Origin of the sequence: Campylobacter sp. W0014 (assembly GCF_020135975.1) — a bacterium.
GTDB lineage: Bacteria > Campylobacterota > Campylobacteria > Campylobacterales > Campylobacteraceae > Campylobacter_D.
The window spans coordinates 1-18,336 of sequence record NZ_JACHTR010000018.1 but is presented as its reverse complement, the minus strand read 5'-3'; the positions used below and the strand labels follow the sequence as shown (position 1 = coordinate 18,336).

Here is an 18,336-nt window from a genome sequence, read left to right as displayed (position 1 = left end):
TTTTTTTTAAATATATAATTTTTTAATTTTTTAATAAGGAGATAAAATGAAAAAATATATTTTAAGTTTAGCTTTGGTAGCTACTTGTGCTTTTGCTGGAGAAATGAAATATCAAGAAATCGACGGTTTTTTAAGTCCTGAAAGTGTTTTTGTAGATAAAAACGCTATGTATGTTTCCAATGTAGGCAAAAAGCTTGAGCCTTTAGCAAAAGATAATGATGGCTTTATTTCTAAACTTGATAAAAATGGAAAAGTTCTAGAATATAAATTTTTAAGCAATTTAAACGCCCCAAAAGGTATGAAAGAAATTAAAAATGTTTTATATGTTGTAGATATTGATACGCTAAAAGGTTTTAATCTATCTACCAAAAAAGAGGTTTTTAATTTACCTATAAAAGGAGCGATTTTTCTTAACGATATAGAAAAACTTAATGATACAACGCTTTTAATCAGCGATACGGGAACAGGTATTGTTCATAAGGTTGATTTAAAAACAAAAAAATATGATGAATTGTTAAAATTAGATCTTAAAGAATTTGGTGGGCCAAATGGTTTATTTTTGCACAAAAACCTTCTTTATATCGCTGGATATGATCCTAGCGGAGTTAGCGGAGGGGTAGTTTTAAGTTATGATCTTAAAAATAAGAAAATTCAAGTGATCAAAAGCGAAAAAGAACCTTATGATGGCATAATTTTAAAAAATGATATTTTATATGTAAGTTCTTGGGGGAAAGATCTAAAAGGTGTGATTTATGCTTTAAATTTAAAAAATAAAAGTGTTAAAAAACTTGATCTCCCTTTGATGAAAGGACCAGCGGATATATTTTTAGATAAAAATAATTTATGGATTCCTAAGATGGCAGAGGGTAAAATACTTAAGGTTGAACTTAAGTAAAGGAAATTATGACTTCTTTTAAAAAAATTTTTTGGCTTAATATTTTTATCGTTATCATTATAGCCTTCAATCTTAGAGCCCCTATCACAACGATAGGGCCCATGGTTGATGTTATCAAAGAAGAATTTAATCTAAATTCCACTTTTTTAGGAATTTTAACCAGCTTGCCTTTGATGGCTTTTGGAAGTATTTCCTTTATCGTGGGTTATTTTTCTGCTATTCGTGCGGTTATTGTAGGAATTTTTTTAATCTTTGTCGGTGAGTTTTTGCGTTCTTACTTTGGAGTTTATGGTTTGTTTATAGGTATGCTTGCTATAGGCTGCGGGATAGCGATTGCTAATGTGGTTTTACCAAGTTTTATCAAAGAAAAATTTCCTAAACAAATGTCAAGTGTTATGGGTTTATATAGCTTTATTTTAAGTATCTCTTCTATAGTAGGCATTGCTTTAGCCACACCTTTGCTTCATGCTTTTGATTTATCTTTGGCTATGGTATTTTGGGCTATTTTTGCTTTTATAGCCTTGGTGATTTATTTTCCTCAAGCAAAAAATGGAAGGCTTTTTAGAGCCAAAAAACCTTTTTCTAAACAGGTGAATATTTTTAAACACCCTACAACATGGAAAATCACTCTTTTTATGGGATTTCAAAGCTTTTTAGCTTATTCTTTATTTTTTTGGTATGTTCAAATAGTTACTGAAAAAGGTTTTGCTAAAGATTTTGCAACCAATATGCTTTTATTTGGACAATTAGTTGCTATGCCAGTTTCTCTTTTTGGACCCTTGCTTTTAGGTAAGATTAAAAAAGAATATCACACAAGCTATATTGCGATTTTGTGTGCTATGTATGCTATATCTTTTGGAATTTTACTCATTTGTAATAATAAATTTATGATTATTTTGGGTGCTTTTATTATGGGTTTTCCCTGGGGTGGGGTTTTTGGCATAGTTTTGCTTTTTATCGCTCAAAAAAGTTATAATGCACAAATTGCAGCAAGACTTTCAGCCTTTGCTCAAGGTTTTGGGTATTTAATCGCTGCACAAGGGCAGTGGATCATAGGGTTTTTACATGATCAATTTGGGAATTTTTCAGGTGCCATTGTGATGCTTTTTGCAATTGGAATTATAGTAAATATCGTTGGATATTTATCCTATAAAAGCGAAGTTATCAAATAAGCTTGAGTATTTTTTCAAGTAAAATATCTGATCCATTTTTTTTGATAATATCTTGCAAACCTTTAGAGAGGCTTTCTAAATTTGTATTTAGAATAGTTTTTAAAATTTCATCCGTATCGGCACTATTTTGTGTAAAAATTTGGCATAAATTTTGATCTTGTAAAAATTTAGCGTTAAAGTATTGGTGATTTTTTGCTGCATAAGGATAAGGGATGAAAATGGCAGGCAAAGCATTAGCGCAAAGTTCAAAAAGCGTGCTTGCACCTGCTCTTGATATAGCTAGATCAGCCATATACATTTTTTCTTCTAAATTTGGACTAAAGTCAAATACATCAGCTTTAATATTTAAGTTTTGATAAATTTGTTTGTATTTTTCTAAATCATTTTTTCCACATTGGTGGATAATATTAATATTTTTTTCATTTAAAATAGGCGATAGTTGTATGGCTAATTCATTAATAAAACTAGCTCCTTGAGAGCCTCCTAGAAAAATAATATTTTTTAATTCTTTACGAATTCTTGCGTGATTAAAAAATTTATCTGCGACAGGATAAGGTGTAAAATCTTCTTCAAAAGCGCTAAAAAACTTTTTAGAAAAAGGCTTTAAAAGCTTATTTAAAGAACCACTTTTTGAATTTTGCTCATGTATAAATAAAGGTATGCCAGAAAATAAAGCACCAAAAGATGCAGGTGCTGCGCTATATCCTCCTACACTAATGACAGCTTTTACTTTATAGTCTTTAAAAATTTGTCTGCATTCTTTAGAAAGTTTTAAAATGTGTAAAAAGGAATTGATTTTATTGAATTTGCTTTGATTAACAACCCCTTGAGAGCTTAGAAAAAATTTATCCTTAAAACGTGTTTCTTTTTCAAACCACGCTTTATCTTGTCCATTTTGACTGCCTATATAGATACAAGCTATATTTTTTCTTTGCGTACTTTCTAATAAACATCTTACTATAGCCAGATGTCCACCTGTGCCACCTCCAGTTAAAACGATCATAATTTAACCTTTTTAGAAATCATCAATACATATCCTATGCCTATACAAATTGCCCACATAGAACTTCCACCATAACTTAAAAGCGGAACTGCAACACCTTTAAGTGGGGTAAGGGAGATAATACCAAAGGCATTCATAAAAAATGAAAAAAGTAAAAGCAAAGCAATGCCAGAGCAAAAGATAAAATGCTCTTTTTTGTCGCAACGTCCTGCTATTCTAAAAATTCTTAAAATCATCCAAAGATAAATAAAGCAAATAATTCCAAGTCCAAAAAGTCCGATCTCTTCTGTGATACCAGAGAGGATAAAGTCTGTATGAACTTCACTTAAAAAACCTAATTTAAAAGTTCCAAGCCCTAAGCCTTCCCCAAATATCCCTCCATGGGCTATAGCATTTAAAGAGTGTGAAATTTGATATGGCTCTGCATTGGTACTTACCCTTAAAGCATTGGCCATCCAATCGGGAAGCATTGGTAAAAAGGCATCTTGTATATTTCCCCACCAAGACGCGATTCTTTGGATACGCCTTTGGTTACTAAAGATAACCATTATACCTACCATCATAATGATTAAAGTTCCAAAGGCAAAAAGCCTTTTGCTAGCTCCTGCAAAAAAAGCCAAAGCTAAAATTAAAAAGAAAGAAATAACACTTTGCCCTAAATCATTTTGTGTGATATAAATATATCCTATAACTATAGTTGCAACAATGCAATAAGGCAAGAGAATTAAAACTTCATGTTTGATTGCTTTTTTACTATCATCAATACGTCTTGTATAGCTCCAAGCTAAAAAATAAATAAGTCCTATTTTAAAAAATTCAACCGGAGATATAGAAAGTGGCCCTAAGCGAATCCATCTTTTAGCACCCCCACTAGCCGTTGCTAAAGCTGAAGGCAAAAAAGGTAAGATTGTGATGAAAATAAAAGAAACAATAAGAATACCAAGAATAATTCTTTCAGAATTTTTTTTATCTGGATCAAGTCGTGAAATAAAAAACATAATCAAAATTCCACTCACTCCAAAAAAAAGCTGGCGAGTGAAAAAGTGAAATTCATTATAATTAAAAAAAAGTACAGTAAAAACTGTCAGTGAATATGAAAAAACTATTCCTATAGTGATGAGTATACAACTTAAATAAAATAATTTCTTATCAGCAACCATTTTGATTTTTACTTTTCTTTTTGGAAATAAAATTTATAAAGTTTTATTATAACTAAAATAATTAATTTTTTTGCTAAGTTTTTATAAGGATATTTTGATAGAATTGCTTTTAATATTATTATTTTTTAAAGGCAAACCATGGTGCAAATTCATAAAATTCTTATAGCAAATCGTGCTGAAATAGCCGTTAGAATTATCCGTGCTTGCAGGGATTTGCATATTAAAAGTGTTGCAATTTATACTGAACCTGATTGTGAGTGTTTGCATGCAAAAATTGCCGATGAAGCTTATCAAATAGGTAGTGATGCTATAAAGGGTTATTTGGATATTACAAGAATTATAGAGGTTGCTAAGGCTTGTGGTGCTGATGCTATCCATCCAGGTTATGGTTTTTTAAGTGAAAATTATGAATTTGCTAAGGCTTGTGAAGAATCAAATATTATTTTTATAGGTCCAAAATCTGAAGTGATTCACAAAATGGGCAATAAAAATATCGCGCGTAAATTGATGGCACAAAATGGGATTCCTATTGTTCCAGGTACTGAAAAATTAAATTCTTATAGTGTGGATGAGATTAAAACCATAGCGGAAAAAATCGGTTATCCAGTGATCTTAAAGGCTTCAGGTGGTGGAGGGGGACGCGGAATTCGCGTTGTTTATAAAGAAGAAGAGCTTGAAAATGCTTTTGATTCTTGCAAAAGAGAAGCGCTGGCTTATTTTAAAAATGATGAAGTATTTATGGAGAAATTTGTCATAAATCCTCGCCATATAGAATTTCAAATTTTAGGCGATAATTATGGCAATATCATACATCTTTGTGAGAGAGATTGCTCTATACAAAGAAGGCATCAAAAAGTGATTGAAATCGCTCCTTGTCCTAGTATTTCTGATAATCTTAGAAAAACTATGGGTGTAACTGCCGTTGCGGCCGCTAAAGCGGTGGGTTATACCAATGCAGGAACGATAGAGTTTTTACTTGATGATTATAACCGTTTTTATTTTATGGAAATGAATACAAGAATTCAAGTTGAGCATCCTATCACTGAAGAAATTACGGGAATTGATCTTATCGTGCGTCAAATTCGTATTGCCGCAGGAGAAATTTTAGATATAGAGCAAAGCGATGTTAAGCCTAGGGGATTCGCTATAGAAGCTAGAATTACAGCTGAAAATGTGTGGAAAAATTTTACTCCAAGCGTGGGTAGAATCAATGAGTATTATCCAGCGCTTGGCCCTTCTGTAAGAGTGGATAGTCATATTTATAAGGATTATACTGTGCCACCTTATTATGATTCTATGCTTGCTAAATTAATCGTTAGGGCAACGAGTTATGATTTGGCAGTTAATAAACTTGAAAGAGCTTTAAAAGAATTTACCCTAGATATTAGAACAACCATACCTTTTTTAATTGCGATCACAAAAACAAGAGAATTTAGAAGAGGTTATTTTGATACTTCTTTTATAGAAACTCATTTGCAAGAGTTATTAGAAAAAACGCAAGATCATCATCAAGAAAATAAAGAAGAGGTGGTTGCGGTTATCGCAGCAGCACTTGAAAAAATCAAAAAAGGAAAATAAATGGATTTTTTAGATAGTTTAAAAAATATAAAAAAAGAAATGCAAACTCATACCAAAGATATAAAAAAAGAAAAAAAACAAAACAAACAAGAAAAATTTTTAGATAAAGAAATGCAAGAAATTTTTCTAAAGGAAGAAAAATTACAAGATGAATTTTCTGAATTTATCAAAAACTCAGATATTAAGAAAATTTAATGTTTGAAATTGGATTTTGCACCCTTGAAGATCAATGTCCATATTTAGAAACAAAACGTTCAAGAATAGAATATAAATATATACAAAATTGTCCTAAAGAAATCAATACAAAATTAATCCAACGTGGTTGGAGACGCTTTGGAAGATATTTTTCTCGTCCAATTTGTAAAGATTGCGAAGAGTGTCTTAGCCTTAGAATTTTAGCCGATGAGTATAAATTTTCGCGTAGTGAAAGAAGAGTTTTTAAAAAAAATATCAATACCAAAATGATACTTAGAAGACCAGCTTTAAGCAACGAGCATTTATTTTTATACGATAAATATCATCGTTTTATGGAAGATAAGAAGAATTGGAAAAGGTATGATTTAAATTTCAGACAATATTATAATCTTTATATAGATGGATTTATGGATTTTGGTTATGAACTTGCTTTTTATGTTGATAATAAGCTAGTTTGTGTGGATCTTATTGATGAGGTTGAAGATGGAATTTCAAGTATTTATTGTTTTTATGATCCTGATTTTTCACATCTTTCCTTGGGCAAATTTTCTCTTTTAAATGAGATTAAATTTGCTAAAAGTAAAAATTTAAAATATATTTATTTGGGATATTTTGTAAAAAAGTGTCAATCTTTATCGTATAAAGCCGATTATACACCTAATGAAATTTTAAAAGGGACGAGTTCTCTTTTTGAAAATGAGGTTTTATGGGAGAGAGAAGATGCAAATCGTGCAAACTTTAGAAACGATCAATGTTAATACTGATGATATTAGCGTTTTTCAGTATTTTAAAGACTTAATTACCAAAAATTTCACAAAAGTTATAGGGCGAAAAAATAAGATTTTTTCTTTTTTCGAAGAAAATGAAATTCCACAGCGTCGATATTTTTTAAAGGTTTTAGATCAAAAATATCGCAAAAGTTCTAATGAAAGCATAGAGAATTTAAAAGATGCTCATTTTAAAACTTTTAGGCTTAATTTTGAGCAAAGTGATATGCTAAAACCTATGCTTTTTATAAAAACAAGTTTTGCAGGAAATCAAATTTTAATGCAACTAAGTTCCAATGAAAAATTGTTTGTAACTTATATGAAAAATTATTTTAAAGATCATCAAATAGAATATGATGAAATTACAAATGTTTTAATACTTAAATATAAAGATGAAAACACCTTGGAACTTTTTGAGGCTTTTGCTGATGAGAGCGAGCATTTAAAATATCGTGTTAATTTTGAAGTCGATCGTCAAGAATATAAAGATTTTCGTCAAAATATCTTTAAAAAAGAAAATGTAAAATGGAAATTTAATGCCCTAGCAAAGCTTTTTAATAATTATTTTGAAATCTTAGAATGCACACCGCAAAATGATTTTAGCGAAATCAGGCAAAAATATTTAATGATGGTAAAGCTTTATCATCCTGATTTTTATCAAGGAAAAAGCTTTGAGGAAAAAGCTTGTGCAAGAGAGCAATTTGAAAAGATACAAATTGCCTACAATAATCTTAAAGCCCTATATAAAAACAATGCTTAAAAGACTTAAATCAAGTCTTTTAATCTATTTTTTTTCTTTCGTATATCTTTCTTAATTTACTATCAAGAGCGTAACAGAATTTAAAAAGCGCTGGTACAACTAGCAAGGTTAAAAGAGTTGAGCTAACAAGACCGAAAATAATCGCTATAGCCATAGGAGAATTGGACTCGTATCCTGCTCCTCTTGAGATGGCAAGTGGAAGCATAGCAAAAATCATCGCAAAAGTTGTCATTAAAATAGCTCTTAAGCGAGATTTTCCAGCGATCAATAAAGCTTTATCGGGTTCTACGCCCTCATGGCACTTTTTATTGGCTACATCCACAAGTAAAATCGCATTTTTTCCTACCATACCAAAAAGTAAGATGATGGCGATTAAAACAAAAAGTGAGAAATTGTGTCCCGTGATAAAAAGTCCTATAGAAGCTCCTCCAAAAGCTAAAGGCATGGTAATCATTATAATGAGTGGCAAAATAAGACTTTCATAAAGTGCAGCCAAGACAAGATAGATTAGCACAAAAGCTAATGCTATAGCCATAGCAAAGCCTTGAACAGTTTCTCCTAAAAGATTTATAAAACCAGAAAAGGCATAGCTTAGATTTGAATTTTTACCTAAAATATAATCCATATTGTTAAGTAAGAGCTTTTGAACGGCTCCTAGTGAAATATCATTAACTCCGGCTGTAACTTTAATAGAGCGGCTTTTATTGTAGCGATTGATGGTTTTTAAATCTTTAGTATAAGAAAAATCAACCACGCTTGAAAGGTCTAAATTAATACCTTGATTATTTCTTATATTAATACGCTTTAATGCCTCTATATTTTTCTTAAAATCAGGTGAAAAGCTTAAAATAAGATCATCTTTTGAATTTCCTCTATCCATACTTCCGACACTAAGTTGCGAAAAAGAATAACTTAGTACTGCAGCAATATATTCTGGATTGACATCTAAAAGTTTTGCTTTTTCTTTGTTGATATGTAAAGCAACGGCATCTTTTGTGGCATTGGCATTATCGCTTATATCTACAATATGAAAATTGCTACCTAGAATTTCTTTAGCACGATTAGCAGCTTGTTTTATGGAGTCTAAATCATCTCCTAAAACTAAAAATTGAACCGGATCATCAATTCCAGCACCTTCGATTTTTGGAAGTTCTAAAACTTTAATTTTGATACCATCTTCTTGGAATTTTTGACGATATAAATTAACTATCGCACTTTGCCTTAATTTTCTCTCGCCTAAATTTTTGAGTTTGATATAAATTTTAGCTTTTGTAGCATCTTTGGCATCATCATAACCTAAAATCAAAAAAGCGTATTTTACGTTTTCATCTGTTTGAATTTTTTCTAGCAGATTAAGACTTTTTTTTCGCATAGCTTCAAAACTCAAATCCTGTTTGCTTTCAAGTAAAACTTGAATTTCGCTATCATCTTCCATAGGTAAAAAATCAAGTCCAATACGACTAGATAAGCCAAAGGATAAGATTACAAAAACGAGACTTGCTAAGATGAATTTAGTTTTATTTTTTAAAATTTTATAAAGTATATTTTCATATTTTTCTTCTATTTTTTGAAAAAAAGCTTCACTTTTTTGATAAAATCGACTTTCTTTTGGATTTAAAAATCTAGCACTTAAGCTTGGAATTAAAAATATAGAAACTAAAAAGCTGATCACAATACCACTTGCAACGCTGATTCCTAAGGCATTAAAAAATAGTCCTGGAATAGATTTCATATAAGAAATAGGGATAAAAACACAAAGCAAAACAACACTGATACTTAATACGCTAAAACCTATTTCATTAACTCCTAAAAAGGCAGCTTGCAAGGGTGAATGTTCTTTTAATTTTTTAGCGATATTTTCAATAACAACAATGGCATCATCTATAAAAATTCCTATACTTAGAGTTAGAGCGATAAAAGTAAGGCGATTTAGATCGTAACCTAAAATATCAATGATAAAAAAAGTTGAAATAATCGAAGTTGGTATGGCAACACAGGCAATAAGGGTAGCACTTAAATTTCTCAAAAATAAAAATACAATAATCAGTGTTAAAAAAATACCCAAAACCATATCGAAAATAACCTGCGAAAGGTGTTTGTAAATATTTAAACTTTTATCATAAACAATATCAAGTTTTATATCGCTAGGGATTTGCTTTTCTAAAGTACTTAGAGAATTTTTGACATTTTTTATCATTTGAAGTGTGTTATAGTTACTTACTTTACCAAGCTCTAAAAGCACACCTTCCTTACCTTGATAAATCACACTTTGTTTTTCATCCTCATAAAGGTTTTTTATATTTGCAATATCGCTTAAAAATACACCTGCTTTGATGCGTAAATTTTTCAACTCATTTAAATCATTAGCTTCAAAATAACCTTTAATAATATAATTATTATTTTGATTATTTAATTCTCCTAAAGCTTGTTTAAAATTTTGACTTTTGATAATATTGGCCACATCATAGGCATTAAGATTATATTTTTGCAATTGTTCAGGCTTTAAATTGATGCGAATTTGAGGCTTTAAAAAGCCCTTAGCATCGATTTTTCCTACACCATCAATCCTTTGCAAAAAAGGTTTAATTTTATCATTGATGTTTTGCATCAGTGAAAGTTTATTTGGCGAATAAAGAAAAAGCGATATAGCTGAGCCAGAATCAGAGCTTATTTTTTCAACTTCAGGTTTAGTTGGAAGACTTAAAGTGCCTATTTTATCTCTTACATCATTGGCGGCTATTTCGAGATTTTTTCCAAGTTTAAACTCAACAACAGAAACGCTAAAATTGTCATACGCAACGGAAGTGATGGTTTTAACTCCATCAATTTCACTCAAGGTATTTTCAATTTCTTTGGTGATTTTTGATTCTATAAAATTTAAATCTCCATTTGCTTTGCTTGTGATTTTAATAAGAGGTATAGAGACATTAGGAAATAAATTGACACTCATATTAAATGCAGAAATAAGCCCAAAAATAATGAGTGCTAAAAAAAACATCAATACAGTAATGGGTCGATTTATCGCTAATTTAAACATATTTTAATCTTTTGTAATGATTTTACCTTCCCCAAAAAGACCCGGGGTTAATCCAGAAGCTTCAACTTCAGCATAAATTTTTCTTGTTCTGATTTCTATACTTGGATAAATTAAGCTGATTTTTCCTTTGATTTGATTATTGCTTTGATCTATTTTATAGATAAATTCATCCCCAACTTTTACTTTATCTTTATATTTTTCATCAAAGCTTAAAATAAGTTTGCTTTGTGGATAAGAAAAAATTTCTATCAAGGGTTGAGCTACTCCACCAACCCCTTCTCCAATTTGTATAAATTTGTTTGCAATGATTGCATCATAAGGGGCTCTTAATTCTTTTTTTTCAAGTATATTTTTATAATAATCTATATTGATTTTAGCTTTGGTTAAATTTAAACTAGCAATATTAAATTGCGTTTTCATATCTTCATAGCTTTGTTTATCGATAACATCTTGAACGGAATTGATTTTTTTCATCTTGCTTTTTGTATTTTCGTATTGAGCTAAAGCTAGTTTATATGAATTTTTAGCATTTTCAAGCGCTATTTTTTCGCTGGCTTGATCAAGAGTGAGTAAAAGATCTCCTTTTTTAACCCTTTGTCCGATTGTGATTGGAATTTGAGAAACTATTCCTATACTTTCTATGGCTAATTTGCTTTGTTTTGAGGCTTCTACATTGAAACTAGCATAAATTTCTTCCGCAAAAATCATATTGAAAGAAAATATTAAAAATAAAAATATTTTCATTGTTTCACCTTTGAAATGATTTGTATTCCAGCATTAAAATAATAATTTGCTTTTGTGATTTCAAATTCATTTTGTGCCAATTCTAAGTCACTTTGAGCTTTAAATTTAGCCTCTAAAGCTTGTAAGTATTCTACGTAAGAAACAAGTCCTGCGCTGTATTTTTTATCTATACTTTCAAAAGCTATATTAGCAGCTTTAAGTGCTGATTTTAAAGCCATAATTTGTTCTTTTAAAACTTTTATATTTTTAAGTAAATATAGTAATTCTTCGCGGTTTTTTCTTTCGTTTAATCTTGCATTTGCATTTGCAATTTGTACATTCAAGCGTTCTTTTTCAACCTTTTTAGCTCTAGAATTAAAATCAAAAATTTTCCATTCTAAACCTAAAATAATTTGATTATTTTGTGAATATTTTTGTAAAATTTCATTGGTTAAATCAATAAAAGGATAGGGGACTTTTGGATTGTAATTGTTTTTGTAAAATCCGAAATTATCTTGAATAAAAAATTTAGGATAGTATTGAGATTTAGCTAAATTAACATTTTCTTTAGCTAAATTAACATTTTCTCTTGCAATAAGCACGTCATAATTATTTAACACTCTATCATAAAAAGGTTTTTCGAGTGTTGCTTGACCTTCAGGGATGAGATTTTCTCCTGTTAAAATTCTAATTTCTTTTTGGATATTTTCAAGTTTTAATTCATTCTGATGCAAGGCTAAAACGCTGAAATGAAATTTAGCTTCTATGCTTTCTAATTCATCTTTGGAGCTAAGTCCCGTTGAATAAAATTTTTTCAATCTTTGCAAGGTTGATTTTAAAAACTCTACCTTTTGTTCATCTGCGACTATGATTTTTCTTAAACTTAAAGAATTAAAATAAAGAGTGGTTGCATTTAGGGCTAAATAATTCCTAGTTTGTTCTTTGCTGAGTAGACTGATTTTTTCTTGTTCTTTTAAAGCTCTTAAATTAGCTTCCCTAGCTCCACCATCGAAAAGTAGAAAATTAAGAGAAAATTTGGCAAATAAACTCTCTTGAGGATCGATAATAAAACGATCTTTATTGTTAGCTACATAGGCAGAATTTAAACTAAGACTTGGCAAATAATTTCTAAAAGCTTCGCTACTTGCAAGTTTAGCTTGTTCGCTTTGAATTTGTTTAATAAAATATTGCTCGTTTCTTTGACTTAAATTTATAAGTTCTTTTAAATTAGAACCAAGCAATGCTAAAGGTAGAAATAAAATAATATTTAAAAATCTCATAAGCTAGAGTATAACATACTTAAGCTTAAGAGAAATTAGTGTGATTAGTATTTATAAGAAACAGATAAAATTCCTTTAATACCTTCGCCATAATAGCAAGAATAATAACATCCGCTAACATATTTTTTATTGAAGATATTATCGATATTTAATTGAACATTCCATTTATCATAATTATATCTAAAAGCAAGATCATAAAGTGTGTATGAAGGCACCTTAATGTTAGGGTTTCCAGCTTCATCGGTGCTACTTCCTATATAGCGTACTCCAAAGCTGCTTTTAAAATTTTGCTTATGATCGATTTTAAAGGTATGAGAAATTTTAGTGGCAAAAATATCTTTTGGCATCATTGGCGTTCTTATGGTTTTTAATGCATCCAAAGAGGTGTGAGTTTGAAAATAATGTGTATAAGCTAAAGTATAATCTATACTTTCACTTAAAGCCACTTTCGAGCTTAGTTCTAAACCTTTAGCATTTTGCTTTCCAGCTTGTATAGATACAGGTATAGACGCACTTGGATCGGCATTTACTAGAGCATTTTTTTCTTGGATGTCAAAATAAGAAAGATTAAGTTCTCCATCGATAAAATAAGGAAGATATTTAAAACCAGCTTCATATTGTCTGCTTTCGTAAGGTTTATAATCCTTACCATCTCCATCACTTCCAGCTATAGGTCTAAAGGCTTCTGAATAACTTACAAAAGGCATCAATCCTATATCTTCAAATACATACATTAAGCCTGTTTGAAAGGTTGTGTGATTGATATTATAATCGCTTTTGCTTCTAAAGCTTTTTGCATTGCTTTTAGCTTTATCAAAACGCATACCAAGATCTAAAATCCATTTATCATAAAGCTTAGCTCTATCTTGTACATATAAGCCTAATTGTGATTGTTTTACTAAATAGGTAGGCACTTTGCTTTTAATTTGTGGAGTACGATCAGGATCAAAGATATTGACATTGCTTGCGCTTCCATAACCATATTTTCCATTGACATAAATATATTGATAATCTATCCCGCTTGTAAGAGTATTTTCAAGTTCTTTGTAATTATGCTTTAAAACCAGTCTATTGTCTAAAGTATGGCTTCTTGCTATACCATCTAAGATGATAGAACTTCTTGTGGCTGTAGTGGGATTATTAGGGTCTAAAGCTGAAAAGCTTACAGCAAATTGACTTTTATCTTCCATATTATAGCGATAATTTTGCATAAAAGTTAATTCATCATTGAAATAATGTATGAATTCATATCCTAAGGAATATTGCTTTCTTTTTAGATAATCACTCAAGGGCGATCCTAAATTTGTACTTGGTTTAATTGTTCCTTGCGGTGTATCAATAATGGTTCCATAAACAGGAAAAAAGCCGGTTGTAGGGACTCCTTGATCGTATTGAAAACTTGCAAGAAGTGTTAAAAAAGTATCATCATTTATATCTATGGCTAAACTTGGTGCAAAATAGTAGTGCTCTTGCCAAGTTTCATCAAGCTGTCCATTTTGTCTAAAATAATTTCCTACGATTCTAAAATCACTGTTTGTATTAAAAGTTTTATCTCCAACATCAAAAAATAAGCCATTTTGAGATAAATTCCCTATTTTAGCTCCAATTTCTGCTATAGGAGTTTTTTGAGGTCTTTTACTGACTAGATTGATCACGCCGCCACTTTGAGAAGAGCCATAGCTTAGAGAATCAGCTCCTTTGACAACTTCTATTTTTTCTAAACCATATAAATCAGGAGACCATCCAAAATATCCACCCTTGTAAATTGCTGTTCCGTCTAAAACTAAACTCGCATCAAACCCTCTTAACTTAATCCAATCTGTCGTATCTAAATCTGCACCATAAATTTGAGAAACAAAACCACTTTCATAGCGAGTGATTTCATCAAGTTGTTCTGCACCTTCTTCTTGAATTTGTTTAGAGCTGATCACAGAAACACTTTTTGGACTAAGATAATCCATGCTTTGACTTCCTTTTTCAACAGACCCTACAACGCTAACAGTGCCGAGTTCATAAGAGGATTCTTTAGCTAAAGCCAAACTTGCACTTATTGAAATAAGTAAAAAAGAATTGAATATTTTATTCATAAAAACAAGATCTCCTTCTTTTGTAAAAATAAAATTAAATTTTTAATTATAATAATGAAATTGACTTTCAAAATGTGAATTATATAATTTTAAAATTTAAAGAAAAATTATTTTTTATTTATTTTTTATTTTTCTTTATGCTATAATCCGAGCTTAAGTTTTTTAAATGAGGATATGATGAGTAATGGCACTCATAAAAAGTTGCAATGTAAATTTTAAAAATCAAAATCAATATATTATTTATCCTACAAATTTATGTTTCAAAAATGATAAAATTTATGCTCTGATGGGACACAATGGTTCGGGAAAATCTACTTTATTGAAAATTTTGGCTAGGCAATTAAAACCATCTTCTGGAAAAGTTTATTTTAATGATGAAGATATAGCAAAATTTTCTTCAAAAAAAATGGCCCAAAAAATAGCTTATTTGCCGCAACATTTACCTAATTTAGGATATTTAAGCGTAAAAGAGCTTGTGAAAATGGGGCGCTATTCTTATGAAAAATTGTTTTTTAAAAATCAAGATGAAGGATTGATCGAAGAAGTGATGAGATTGACAAATACTTTAAATTTGTCAAATAGAGAAATTCATACCCTTTCTGGTGGAGAAAAGACAAGAGCTTTTTTGGCCATGCTTTTAGCTCAGAAAAGCGAATTTTTATTTTTGGATGAACCTTTGGCTGCTTTGGATATCGTGTATCAATTCGAATTGATGGAATTAATATCTAAATTAAATAAAGAATTTAAAGTGGGTATAGTGCTGATTTTGCATGATATTAATTTGGCAGCATTGTATTGTGATGAAATCATTGCTTTAAAAGAAGGAAAGGTTATTTTCAATGCAAGCAAGCAAGAATTTATGCAAGAAGAAAAAATAAAAGATATATTTAATATTGATGCTAATATTATAGAACACCCTAAAAGAAAATCTCCTATTGCACTTTTTTAATATGAAAAAAATAGTTGTTTTATTTTTAATTTTATTTGAATTTATACAAGCTAAAGAATTAAAAATCATTGCTTTAGATTGGACTATGGCTGAAACAATGATGATGTTAAATTATCAGCCTTTAGCGGTTGGAGATAAAAGGATATACAATACTTGGGTTAAAGAACCTGCTTTACCTAAAGATGTAAAAGATGTTGGCCTTAGAGTTCAACCAAATATAGAATATATAATCAATTTGCAACCTGATTTGATTATAACTTCATCTTTATTTAGTATTGATAATTATCTTTTAAAAAATAAAATAAAAATTATTGATTTTTATCAAAATAAAAAAGATGTGTATTCTAGCATCAACGAAGGTGTTTTACAGATAGGAATTCTCTTAAATAAAAAGCAAGAAGCCTTAAATCTTATCGACGATACAAGAATCTTTTTTGAAACTTCTAAAAAGAAATTGCGTTATACCAAACCCATTGCCATAGTTCAATTTATAGATAAAAAACATTTAAGGATTTATAATAAACACAGTCTTTTTGGTGCAGTCTTGGATCAACTTGGTTTAAGAAATGCTTATGATAAAAATACAAACAATGCTTGGGGTGTTGATATTATAAGTTTTTTAGATCTTTTAAAATTTCCAAAGGAAACAAAATTTATAGTGATTAAGCCAACTCCTTTTGTGCTTGATAAAGAATTAAAGCAAAATCCTTTTTATCAAAAAATGAATATTTTTAAAGATTATAATGAATTGGAGCCTATTTGGAGTGCGGGATCATTGATGAGTATGAGACGTTTTACTAAAGATCTTTTGAAGGTGATTGAGTGAAAAAAATTATTTTTTCATGTATATTTGTATTGATTATTTTACTTTGTATTTTTCTTTTTTTTGAATTCGATTTTTTAAAAAAATATGATCAAGAAAATTTATTTTCTTTTGTTTTTGTAAATTATAATTTAAGCCGTTTTTTTATGTGTTTATTGTGCGGTTTTTTACTCGCTTTTTCTTCTTTAATTTTGCGTATCGTGATGCAAAATCCTTTAGCCAGTGATACAACCTTAGGTGTGGCTCCTAGTAGTAGTTTTGCTATTTTAATCGCTACTTTATTTTTTCCTGATTTTTTGAATATTTCAAAAGTGTTGATGGGTTTTTTAGGGGCTTTTTTAATTTTGTTTTTAATGTTCATTTTTATGCTTAAAAAGCATTTAAATTCTACAAGTATCATCCTTTTGGGTCTTATAGGTGGAATGGTTTTTGGTGCTTTAAGTTCTTTAGTGATCCTTTTTTATCCAGAAGAAAGTAAGTCTTTTTTGCTTTTTAATAGTGGTTATTTTACTCAAAATGGTTTTAAGGATGTTGTAGAGCTTTTTTGTTATTCTAGTATAGCGTTGATTAGTTTATATTTTTTTATCCCTTATTTGAAAATCTTAAATTTAGGAGATGAGCTTGCAAGCAGTGTTGGGCAAAATATCTTTTATGTTAAATTCTTTGCTTTGTGTTTGAGTGCTTATTTTATTACTTTGGTGGTTTCTTTTGTAGGGGTGATTAGCTTTTTAGGTTTGTTTGCGAGTATTTTTGTGGAATTTTTTAAGATAAAAAACACAAGAAAAGAGTTTTTATTTTGTGGATTTTTCGGCTTTTTTTTATTGTTTGGAGTGGATTTATTTTTACAAATTTTACAAATTATAAAAGGGATTGAATTGCCTACAGGGGGAGTTTTGGCATTACTTGGATCTCCGCTACTTATTTTTGCTGTTTTTAAAATGCTAAAAGAAAATTTTAGTGATGATGATATTTATATTTTTTCTTATTTTAAAGAAAAATATATCATTTTAGGTTTAATTTTACTTGTTTTGATGTTATTTTTTCTTAATTTATATTTTGATTTTTCAACTTTGAGTTTTAAAAATATGTCAGATGAAATTTTAGTATTAAGATCGAATAGACTTGTTATTTTACTTTTATGCGGTGTTTTGCTGGCTTTGGTTGGATTTATCTTGCAAAGATTGAGTTTTAATCCTATGGCATCGCCTGAGATGTTAGGGATTAATTCCGGAGCAAGCTTGGGCATCTTGTTTGCTTTGTATTTTTCTTTAGAATATGTTCAAATTTTTGCTATTATAGGGGCTTTATCGGTTTTATGCTTTTTATTTTTTTTAAGCTTTAAATTTAATATCAATATGCAAAAAATCATCCTTATGGGTATAGCTATAATGTTTTTTGTAGATGCTTTAGGTAAAATTTTCTTAGCCAGTGGAGATTTTAAAGCTTATGCTTTTTTAGCTTATACTCAAGCTGGACTTATTAATATAGATGAAAATTTAAGTTTATTTTTATTAATCTATACAAGTATTTTTTTATTGGCTTTATATATGCTATATCCTAGTTTAAAAATTTTTTCTTTGGGAGAAAATTGCGCTTTAAGTGTAGGGCTTGATGTAATAAAAATTAGAATTATCTTTCTTGTTTTAACTGCCTTTGCTTGCGCTTTAAGCACTTTATGTATAGGCCCTTTTAGCTTTGTGGGTTTATTAGCTCCTCATATTATGAAATTATTGGGTATTAAAAAGCTTTATAATCAGCTTTTTGTGGCAGCTTTGCTTGGAATTTGCTTAATGTTTTTAGCTTATTTTATATCTAAAATCATTTTATTTCCTTATGAAATTCCTTTGGGTATTGTAGCGACTTTGCTAGGAAGTATTTATCTATTCTTTATGATAAGAAAGCATTAA

The 18,336-nt window shown here is 29.6% G+C and carries 15 protein-coding genes; 9 read left to right on the top strand and 6 right to left on the bottom strand.

All coding sequences use genetic code 11. From position 1 onward, the window contains the following. Window positions 1–46: 46 nt before the first annotated feature. Both H2277_RS06485 and H2277_RS06480 read left to right on the top strand, forming a co-directional pair. Complete coding sequence (locus H2277_RS06485) at window positions 47–895, top strand: ATP-binding protein (protein ID WP_337201530.1); 849 nt, start codon at window positions 47–49, stop codon at window positions 893–895. Window positions 896–903: 8 nt separating this feature from the next. After that, window positions 904–2,067 carry a CynX/NimT family MFS transporter gene (locus H2277_RS06480; protein ID WP_337201529.1) on the top strand — a complete coding sequence of 388 codons (1,164 nt, stop codon included), beginning with the start codon at window positions 904–906 and terminating at the stop codon, window positions 2,065–2,067. Here the strand turns inward: H2277_RS06480 and murG are convergent. Together murG and ftsW are read right to left on the bottom strand one after the other, a co-directional pair. After that, window positions 2,060–3,073 carry an undecaprenyldiphospho-muramoylpentapeptide beta-N-acetylglucosaminyltransferase gene (gene murG / locus H2277_RS06475; RefSeq protein WP_407928563.1) on the bottom strand — a complete coding sequence of 338 codons (1,014 nt, stop codon included), beginning with the start codon at window positions 3,071–3,073 and terminating at the stop codon, window positions 2,060–2,062. The two genes, H2277_RS06480 and murG, sit on opposite strands and share 8 nt — an antisense overlap. Next, window positions 3,067–4,230, bottom strand: a complete 1,164-nt coding sequence (ftsW, locus tag H2277_RS06470) for a putative lipid II flippase FtsW (protein WP_337201528.1) — start codon at window positions 4,228–4,230, stop codon at window positions 3,067–3,069. Before ftsW ends, murG begins: the two co-directional genes overlap by 7 nt. Window positions 4,231–4,368: 138 nt before the next feature. Between ftsW and H2277_RS06465 the strand changes: the two genes are divergently transcribed. Genes H2277_RS06465 through H2277_RS06450 form a run of 4 tightly spaced genes read left to right on the top strand, consistent with a single transcriptional unit; the run spans window position 4,369 to window position 7,530 of the window. Continuing rightward, window positions 4,369–5,808: an acetyl-CoA carboxylase subunit A gene (locus H2277_RS06465; protein ID WP_337201527.1), complete on the top strand. Its 1,440-nt coding sequence runs from the start codon at window positions 4,369–4,371 to the stop codon at window positions 5,806–5,808. Continuing rightward, the gene (locus tag H2277_RS06460; protein WP_337201526.1) at window positions 5,809–6,003 is read left to right on the top strand and encodes a hypothetical protein; all 195 of its coding nucleotides are present in this window, start codon (window positions 5,809–5,811) and stop codon (window positions 6,001–6,003) included. After that, window positions 6,003–6,761, top strand: a complete 759-nt coding sequence (locus H2277_RS06455; protein ID WP_137623382.1) for an arginyltransferase — start codon at window positions 6,003–6,005, stop codon at window positions 6,759–6,761. The genes H2277_RS06460 and H2277_RS06455 overlap by 1 nt, the downstream gene beginning before the upstream one ends. Beyond that, window positions 6,724–7,530 (top strand): adenylosuccinate lyase, encoded by an 807-nt coding sequence (locus H2277_RS06450; protein ID WP_337201525.1) that lies wholly within the window; start codon window positions 6,724–6,726, stop codon window positions 7,528–7,530. The genes H2277_RS06455 and H2277_RS06450 overlap by 38 nt, the downstream gene beginning before the upstream one ends. A gap of 19 nt (window positions 7,531–7,549) precedes the next feature. On the opposite strand, the gene H2277_RS06445 is transcribed toward H2277_RS06450, so the two are convergent. Genes H2277_RS06445 through H2277_RS06430 form a run of 4 tightly spaced genes read right to left on the bottom strand, consistent with a single transcriptional unit; the run spans window position 7,550 to window position 14,657 of the window. Further along, the gene (locus H2277_RS06445) at window positions 7,550–10,567 is read right to left on the bottom strand and encodes an efflux RND transporter permease subunit (RefSeq protein WP_337201524.1); all 3,018 of its coding nucleotides are present in this window, start codon (window positions 10,565–10,567) and stop codon (window positions 7,550–7,552) included. Window positions 10,568–10,570: 3 nt separating this feature from the next. Next, on the bottom strand, window positions 10,571–11,311 hold the full coding sequence (locus tag H2277_RS06440; protein WP_337201523.1) for an efflux RND transporter periplasmic adaptor subunit: 741 nt from the start codon (window positions 11,309–11,311) through the stop codon (window positions 10,571–10,573). Further along, on the bottom strand, window positions 11,308–12,570 hold the full coding sequence (locus H2277_RS06435) for a TolC family protein (protein ID WP_337201522.1): 1,263 nt from the start codon (window positions 12,568–12,570) through the stop codon (window positions 11,308–11,310). The genes H2277_RS06440 and H2277_RS06435 overlap by 4 nt, the downstream gene beginning before the upstream one ends. 44 nt (window positions 12,571–12,614) lie before the next feature. Then, window positions 12,615–14,657: a TonB-dependent siderophore receptor gene (locus H2277_RS06430; protein WP_337201521.1), complete on the bottom strand. Its 2,043-nt coding sequence runs from the start codon at window positions 14,655–14,657 to the stop codon at window positions 12,615–12,617. Between the two features lie 184 nt (window positions 14,658–14,841). Here H2277_RS06430 and H2277_RS06425 point away from each other — a divergent pair, with 184 nt between their 5' ends. From H2277_RS06425 to H2277_RS06415, 3 genes are read left to right on the top strand one after another with little or no spacing between them, the layout of a single operon-like run. Then, a complete protein-coding gene (locus H2277_RS06425; protein WP_337201520.1) occupies window positions 14,842–15,606 on the top strand; it encodes an ABC transporter ATP-binding protein in 765 nt (254 codons plus the stop codon). 1 nt (window position 15,607) lies between these two features. Then, a complete protein-coding gene (locus H2277_RS06420) occupies window positions 15,608–16,432 on the top strand; it encodes an ABC transporter substrate-binding protein (RefSeq protein WP_337201519.1) in 825 nt (274 codons plus the stop codon). Then, window positions 16,429–18,336, top strand: coding sequence for an iron ABC transporter permease (locus tag H2277_RS06415; RefSeq protein ID WP_337201518.1), 1,908 nt, complete (start codon window positions 16,429–16,431; stop codon window positions 18,334–18,336). Before H2277_RS06420 ends, H2277_RS06415 begins: the two co-directional genes overlap by 4 nt.